Source organism: Streptomyces viridochromogenes DSM 40736 (assembly GCF_000158955.1).
In the GTDB taxonomy this organism is placed as follows: domain Bacteria; phylum Actinomycetota; class Actinomycetes; order Streptomycetales; family Streptomycetaceae; genus Streptomyces; species Streptomyces venetus.
In genome coordinates this window covers 238469-245882 of the sequence record NZ_GG657757.1, presented here as the reverse complement: position 1 = coordinate 245882, position 7414 = coordinate 238469, and the positions used below count along the sequence as shown (strand labels likewise).

At 73.0% G+C, this 7414-nt stretch carries 7 protein-coding genes and 2 pseudogenes; 6 read left to right on the top strand and 3 right to left on the bottom strand.

The genetic code is table 11. The annotated features are described in order from the left end of the window. Positions 1-807, top strand: a pseudogene (locus SSQG_RS01130) (glycosyltransferase family 2 protein); the annotation flags it as partial. Between the two features lie 99 nt (positions 808-906). Here SSQG_RS01130 and SSQG_RS01125 read toward each other — a convergent pair. The 3 genes and pseudogenes from SSQG_RS01125 to SSQG_RS01115 all read right to left on the bottom strand — a co-directional run. Then, positions 907-1470: a hemerythrin domain-containing protein gene (locus tag SSQG_RS01125; protein ID WP_003987803.1), complete on the bottom strand. Its 564-nt coding sequence runs from the start codon at positions 1468-1470 to the stop codon at positions 907-909. Between the two features lie 78 nt (positions 1471-1548). Continuing rightward, the gene (locus tag SSQG_RS01120; RefSeq protein ID WP_003987802.1) at positions 1549-2082 is read right to left on the bottom strand and encodes a DoxX family protein; all 534 of its coding nucleotides are present in this window, start codon (positions 2080-2082) and stop codon (positions 1549-1551) included. A 62-nt stretch (positions 2083-2144) separates the two neighbouring features. Then, positions 2145-2513 (bottom strand): annotated as a pseudogene (locus SSQG_RS01115) (amidohydrolase); the annotation flags it as partial. A gap of 266 nt (positions 2514-2779) precedes the next feature. Between SSQG_RS01115 and SSQG_RS01110 the strand changes: the two are divergent. From SSQG_RS01110 to SSQG_RS01090, 5 genes are all read left to right on the top strand, one after another. Further along, positions 2780-4237 (top strand): aminotransferase class I/II-fold pyridoxal phosphate-dependent enzyme, encoded by a 1458-nt coding sequence (locus tag SSQG_RS01110; RefSeq protein ID WP_003987800.1) that lies wholly within the window; start codon positions 2780-2782, stop codon positions 4235-4237. Between the two features lie 138 nt (positions 4238-4375). Further along, a complete protein-coding gene (locus SSQG_RS01105) occupies positions 4376-4564 on the top strand; it encodes a hypothetical protein (RefSeq protein WP_003987799.1) in 189 nt (62 codons plus the stop codon). A 20-nt stretch (positions 4565-4584) separates the two neighbouring features. Then, positions 4585-5283, top strand: a complete 699-nt coding sequence (locus SSQG_RS01100; protein WP_003987798.1) for a hypothetical protein — start codon at positions 4585-4587, stop codon at positions 5281-5283. Next, positions 5280-6242, top strand: a complete 963-nt coding sequence (locus SSQG_RS01095) for a DUF6895 family protein (protein WP_003987797.1) — start codon at positions 5280-5282, stop codon at positions 6240-6242. The genes SSQG_RS01100 and SSQG_RS01095 overlap by 4 nt, the downstream gene beginning before the upstream one ends. Continuing rightward, positions 6239-7156: a DUF6895 family protein gene (locus SSQG_RS01090; protein WP_003987796.1), complete on the top strand. Its 918-nt coding sequence runs from the start codon at positions 6239-6241 to the stop codon at positions 7154-7156. Before SSQG_RS01095 ends, SSQG_RS01090 begins: the two co-directional genes overlap by 4 nt. Positions 7157-7414 lie beyond the last annotated feature (258 nt).

Sequence of the window (7414 nt, the reverse complement as noted above, 5' to 3'; positions counted from 1 at the left end):
CGCCGGTGACGTGCCGTGGGTCGTCTTCCCGACGACGACGTCGTACCCGGCCCCACCTGGGGTGACGACCCGACTCTGGACCTGGCGGCGGCGACCGGGCGGGCCGCCGGGATCACCGCCCGGATCGAGGTGCCCGGGCCCACCGACCGCCGCCCCACGGACTGGGAACGCAACGCGGCGGGCCTCGCCGCCGCCCGCTGGATCACGGCCGACATGGCCTACCGCCGGGCCGCGCTGGCCGCCGTCGGCGGGTTCGACGAGCGCTTCCGGCGAGGCTTCCGCGAGGACGCCGACCTCGCCCTGCGCATGGTCGACGCCGGCTGGACGCTCACGGGGGGCCGCCGGACCACCACCCGTCCCGTACGGCAGGCCGACCGCTGGATCTCCGTCCGCCTCCAGGCCGGCAACGCCGACGACGTGCTGATGACCCGGCTGCACGGCCGTCACTGGTGGCGCCGGGCGGAGGCACACCGGGGGCGCCTGCCCGCTCACCTCGCGATGACCGGAGCGGCGGTGACGGCGCTCGGCTGTGCCCTGCTCGGCCGGCACCGCACGGCCGGAGCCTGCGCCGCCGCATGGCTGGCCGGGACCACCGAGTTCGCTCTGGCCCGGATCCTGCCCGGTCCGCACACCCGCGACGAGATGTTCACCATGAGCGTGACCAGCGTGCTCGTCCCGCCCGCCGCGACCTGGCACTGGCTGCGCGGGCGACTGGCGCACCACAGGGCCCGGCCGTACACCCCGCTCGCGCCCTTCGAGCCGGTGCCCGCACCCGGCCCGGCGGTCAGGCAACGGCTGCTGTCCTGACCCGTCCCGGTGTCCTGGCCCGCGCCGAGCGTGGTGGAACACAGTGCGGGGCCCGTCGCCTCGGCGACGGGTTCCGCACTCGGTGCGGCGACGGCCGGGCTACCCGGACTTTCCCCGGCCGGTCAGCGCGTCGCGCAGCCGGTCCACCATCCCCGTGCCCGGAGCCAGCAGCTTGTTCGCCGGAGGCTTGTCGGGGGCGGCCGGGTGGGGCCGGGTCGGCGCGGTCTTCTTCGCCTTCCGCACCTTCTCGCCCAGCTCGTTGAGCGCGTCCATGGGACAAGCCTGCCGCAGCGCCGGGAAGAGGTTCCCCTCCTCATCCGCGATGTGCGACCGGATCTCGCTCATCAGCAAGCCCATCAGCCGGTCGAAGTCGGCGTCGCCCGGGTCACAGCGCTCCAGATCCTTCATGATCCGCTCGGCCGTGGCGTGGTCCTCGAGCTCCTGGTCGGCGAGGGCGTCCCCGTTGGCCACATGCTCGCGCACGGCCGGATAGACGTAGGCCTCCTCGGCCACCGAGTGCCGCACCAGCTCGATGGTGACCTGGTCCGCGTACATCTTGCGGTCCTTGTGACCGGACGGCAGCCCTTCGATCTTGCCGAACATCTCCTCGACCTCGCGGTGATCGGTCACCAACTCGTCGATGACGTTTCCTCCGTGTCCCATGTCCTTCACCTCCAGCCCCCGGGTCCCCTCGGGCCCGAGGCGGCTAACGCGCGTTTCCGGCAGTGGTGCTCCGACGGTTCAGGCGGGGAGCTTGGCCCGGACACGGCCGGCCGCCGCGGCCGGACGCGCGGTGGCACGCACGGAGCGCCGCACCAGACCGGCGTCGCGTCGCAGGTCACGTGCGGCGTGGGTGCCGCGCCACAGCACTGAGGGGCGGGCGCCGGTGTCGTCGGCGGCGATCAGCAGTCCACCGAGCATGGACATGTTCTTGAAGAAGTGGATGCGCTGCTGGGCCCGCTCGGAGGGGTCCTCGGCCTCCCAGAAGCGGTGGCCCGCCAGTGTCGTGGGCACCAGGGTGGCCGCGATGGCCAGCGCGGCCGGACGCGGCATGCGCCCCGTGGCCAGCATCAGCCCGGCCACGACCTGCACGGCGCCGTTCAGCCGTACGACCTGCTCGGTGCGGTCCGGCAGCGCCGGGACGCGGTCGGTGACCGGCCGTACGACCGGTTCGGCGGCCGGGGCGACCTCCTTCGGCTCACGTACGGAGTTCAGGCCGCCCGTGAGGAACATCGAGGCCAGCATGGGGCGGCCGAGCACGCGCAACAGACTCATGGCCCTCTCCAGGGTGTCGTGGGTACAGCGGTGGACCGGGTTCCCCGCCGACGGCGGAAGACTCACCCGGTCCGCGCGGCCCGGTGCCGCACCCACGCCTGCGCGCGCCGCTCCCCGGACAGCAGGACGTCGGCGGCGGCGCACGCGGGGGCCTCCGTCACGGCGACCAGCACCTCGCGCGCCCGGCCGGACGCGGCGGCCTCGGCGAACTCCGGGGTGTGGTCGGAGCCGTCCGCGTCCATGATCGCCACGAACGGGTGAATGGCCGGCACCCGTGTGCTGACGTTCCCGATGTCGGACGATCCCAGGTACACGCCCGGCACGGGCGGTGACAGCGAAATCCCGGTCCGGGCGAGGTCCGCGGCGAACCGCTCGGACAGCACCTCGCCGTCCCGGAAGTGTTCGTAGCGCACCGTGGCCCGTTCCTGCGTCCCCGACCGGGTTTCACTCCACGCCGCCACGACACCCACCGCGTCCCGGCGGCGGGTGCGGCCCTGGCCGTCAGGGGCGCGGGGACCGTCAGGGGCGCGGGGAACTGCGCGATCAGCCACGACGAGCCCGCAGCCGCTCACGGACGGCACCACCCCCGGCGATGGTTTCGACGCGTGCCCCGGTGCAACACGGTCGGTGTACCCGCCGGGCCACGACTCCGTGGACGCCGCGGCGGTGGCCGGGCGGGCCGGACCCGGGAGGAACCATGGACCACTCGCGCGTGCCCGTGCTGGAGGCGCTGGAGGACTTCCGGCGCCGCGGCGACATCGCCTACGGCCCGCCGGGCCACAAGCAGGGCCGGGGAGCGGACCCGCGGGTGGCGGAGATCGTCGGGCTCGACGTGTTCCGCTCCGACGTGCTCTCCCTCAACGGACTTGACGACCGCCGCCAGTCGCAGGGAGTGCTCAGCCGGGCCCAGGAGCTCATGGCGGACGCGGTCGGTGCCGAGCACGCGTTCTTCTCCACCTGCGGCAGCTCCCTGTCCGTGAAGACGGCCATGCTGGCCACGGCCGGCCCCGGCGAGAAGCTGCTGATGTCGCGCAACGCCCACAAGTCCGTCGTCGCGGCCGTGGTCGTCAACGGCGTCGAACCGATCTGGGTGCGCCCGAAGTTCGACACCGAACGCCACCTGGCCCACCCGCCCGAGGCCGACGACGTCCGCCGACGCCTCCGGGAGCACCCGGATGCCAAGGGCATGCTGCTCATCACGCCCACCGACTGGGGCTCCTGCGCCGACATCGGGGGAGTGGCCCGGGTGTGCCACGCCTTCGATGTGCCCGTCATCGTCGACGAGGCCTGGGGCGCCCACCTGCCCTTCCACCCGGACCTGCCCGCCTGGGGCATGGACGCCGAGGCCGACCTGGTGGTGACCAGCGTGCACAAGATGGGCGGGGCCGTGGAGCAGAGCTCCGTGTTCCACCTCCAGTACGACCGCGTGTCGCCCGAGGCTCTCCGGCAGCGGGAGGACCTGCTCGGTACCACCAGCGCCTCCTCCCTCGTGTACGCCACGCTCGACGGCTGGCGCCGCCACATGGTGGAACAGGGACACGAACTCCTCGGGACCGCCGTCCGTCGCGCCGAACGCGTCCGGGCGGCCGTCGCCGAACTGCCGGGGCTGCGGCCCATGGGCAGGGAAGTCGTGGAGGAGGGACTGGCCGCCGACCTCGACCCGCTCAAACTCGTCATCGACGTACGGAAACTCGGCATGAGCGGCATGCAGGCCGCGGAGTGGCTGCGCACACACCGGCACGTGGACGTCGGCGGCTCGGACTCCTGCCGCATCAGCGCCTCGATCACCCACGCCGACGACGACGAGACCGAGGAGATCCTGGTGGCGGCCCTGCGCGCACTGGTGGAGCACGCGGACTCCGTCGAACGGCGCCCGCCCGTCCGGCTCCCCGAGCCCTCCGCGCTGGAACTGGAGCAGGCGATGCTGCCCCGCGAGGCGTTCTTCGCCCCGGTCGAGCACGTGCCCGCCGAGCGAGCCGCCGGACGGATCGCCGCGGAGATGATCAGCCCTTATCCGCCGGGCGTGCCCGTGGTGGCGCCCGGCGAGGTCATCACCGACGAGGTCCTCGACTACCTGCGCAGCGGTGCCGAACACGGCGTCCTCATCCCGGACGCGTCCGACTCCTCCGTCCGGACGCTGCGGGTCGTGGCCTGAGGCCGAGCGGGCCAGAGTTACTCATGAGCGAGATGTTGAACATGTGATGTAAATAAACTCATGGGTAAGTTGGCATGATTTGTCCGTATCAGGTGCACTAGAGGAGAAAGCATCCGCTTCCTGCTAGGAGATGGTGCAATGTCTTCCACCGAAAAGTTCACCGAGGAACTGACGGGCATCCAGAGTGCCGACATCGAGGCGGCACTCGACCCCGCAGAAGCCGACGGTATCTACCGCGACAGCCGTGAGTGCGCCGCACTCGCCCTGTTCAAGGGTGGATTCGGTCTGCTCTTGTCGCCGCCCACCCCGCGCCCCAAGAAGGGTTGAGTGGACCGACAGGAGAAACCATGAAGCAGTCAGGCACTTCGCCCCTCTTGCAGGGCGCGGTGCAGGACCTCGCTTCCGGCGTGGTCTCCGCTCTTCGGAGCGGAGACCACGCTCGTGCGGCCGCCGTCCCCGCGGCGGCCGACGGGGAAGCGGGGGGCCTCGCCCTAGCGGCCGTACGTGTGCTGGGAGCCGACGCGTTGCTGCCGAGCACCCTTCTGCACACCCCGCCCCTGCCCGACGAACTCGCCGTGTTCCGGAAGGCCGTGGAGACCTACCCGCCGGGCGCCGGCGCCGGCCCCACCGTCGTGTGGAGCCACTGGGCCATGCGGCGTACGCTGCGGCGGCTCGACCCGGGCCACGCCGACGGCCCGGACGAAGAGCCCGACACCGCCTGGCTCGAGGGCACGACCTGGCAACTCCTGACGCACCAGCTCGCGGTGCTGGCCGCCCTGGCCGTGCCCGGCGAGGACTGCGGGGTCGCCCGCGCGGCCGGGCAGCGACCCGTCGACGTCGCCCGGGGGTTCGTGCGCGCGGTACGCCGCAGGGACTGGCGGCAGGCGGCCGGCGCCGGACGCTGGCTGACGCTGCTGGAGGGCGTGCCCCCGACACTGGGACTCGAGAACGGCCTGGACTTCGTCGAGCTGATGGGCGGTCAGGACCCACTCGTGGAGCTGCAGGTGAGGGCGGCACGGCTGACACGGACGGGAGCGTTCGTGTGAGGGAGGCACGGGGGACCCGGCAGGTGGCCGAGGACGCACTGGCGTGGGTCTGCGCCCATCGCGCGCAGTTCGCGCTGGGCGAGGACGCGCTGGCCGCCGACGGCCAGGTGAACCGCAGCTGGAAGCCGCTCGGTGAACTGGCCCAGGTGTGCGCCACCGTCTCCCGGCACACCGCGCCCCCGGACCCGCTGCACACGTGCGCCACCGACCTGATGGCCTTCGCCTGGCAGCAGACCGACGGGGGAGAGCTGTTCGTGCGCCTGCAACGGCTGGAGCCCTTCGCCACCTACCCGCTGGAGGTGTACGCGGCCATGGCCGCGGCGGGCCTGCGCCACCCCGGCTACGAGGCGGCCACGGCCACGGTGGCCCGCACCCGCGGCTGGCGGCTCACCGAGCAGGAACCCACCCGGCGGCTCGGCGTCCTGAACGCCGAGACACGCAGCGGCATCCGGGAGTCCGACGCGATGCCCCAGGCACTGCGGCGCACCTGGCTGGCCGGGCTGCCCGAACCCTGGACCTTCGAGGAGTCCTCGGGCTACTCCCTCACCCATGTGGTCTTCCACCTGACCGACTGGGGACGCGCCGGACCCGACGGCGTACCACCCGACCTGGCCGACTACCTCACCGACTGGCTGCCGCCCTGGCTCGACACCTGTCTGGACGCCGGGATGTGGGACCTCGGCTGTGAACTGCTGGCGGTGGCGGCGAGCCTGCCCCTGCTGCCCGAACTCGCCGTCCTCCAGGACGCCTGGGCGCGGATCGCGGCCGTACAGCACCCCTCCGGCGCGGTCCCGGAGCGGGGGAGCGGCGCGGACCACGACAGCGGCCCGGACTTCTTCACCCACTACCACCCCACCCTCATGGCCGCCTTCGCGGCGACCCTGACCACCGGGCGACTCGACGACGCGGCCCGGGCGGACACGCATCAACGGCCCGGCGGACAAGGAGTGCTGGGATGACCGACACCCGTCTGATCCACAACGTCGGGGCCGGTGCCCTGGAATGGCTGTGGGCCCATCGCGACGGATTCCGGCTGGAACCCGACGTCGATCCCGAGATCGGCTTCCTGGAGCGCTTCAAACCCGTCGGCGAACTCGCCATGATCTGCAAGGTGCTGTTCCGCGAGGGCGTCGCGGGATCGCGCCAGGCCCGGCTTGCGCGGCAACTGCTCGACCACGCCTGGCGCGAGACGCTGGACGGCGGTCGCATGCTGGTGCGCGGACAACTCACGGAGCCGATCTCCCCCATCCCGTTCGAGGTGTACCTGCCCTTCAAGGAACTCGGGTACAGCCAGCCGGAGGTGGAGCGGGCGGCCGCCCTGAACCACCGGCTGGACAGCTGGGTCTCGTTCGAGGCGACCCCCACCCGGCGGCTCGGCCTGTCCGCGTTCCAGCGCCGGTTCGGCCTTCCGCCCCGGCCTCCCGAGGCCGAACTGCGGGGCACGACCTGGCTGGCCCGCACCCCCGAGCCCTGGACCGTGGAAGGGCACATCGCCTACGACGTCACGCACAACGTGTTCCACCTGACCGACTGGGGGGAGCGGCCCGACGGCCTGCCGCCCGGCACCGCCGAGTACCTCGCGACCTGGCTGCCGGTGTGGATCGACGACTGGCTGGACCTCGAGCGCTGGGACCTGCTCGGCGAACTGCTCGTGGTCGACGCCTGCCTGCCCCGCCCCACCCTGGACGAACGGGCCTGGAAGGGCTTCGCCGCCGCACAGCAGCCCGACGGCGCCATGCCCGCCCTGCGGACGATGCCCGAGGGCACCCCCGACGAGGTGTTCGACATCGTCTACCACCCGACCCTGGTCGCCGCCTACGCCTCCGTACTCGCCATGTCCCGGTCCCTGTCCCGCATGGCAGAGGCCTCATGACGCCCGGTCGCCCCACACCTTGGCCGGGCGAACCCCTCGACGACCACGACCCCCCGGCCCCGCGGGACACTCCGACGGTCCGTCACCCGGCCCCGCGTGTCGGCTCGACCGGTCGCTCCGCTCCCGTGCCCGCCGCGTCGGCCGACCGGCGCCCGACCCCCCCGCGCCGCCCCCACGCTCGCCACCGCTGACCCCTGCGTGCCGGGCGCCGGGACGTTCCCCCGCCGGCGGCGGGGCACTCGGTGAGCGCCTCGCGGA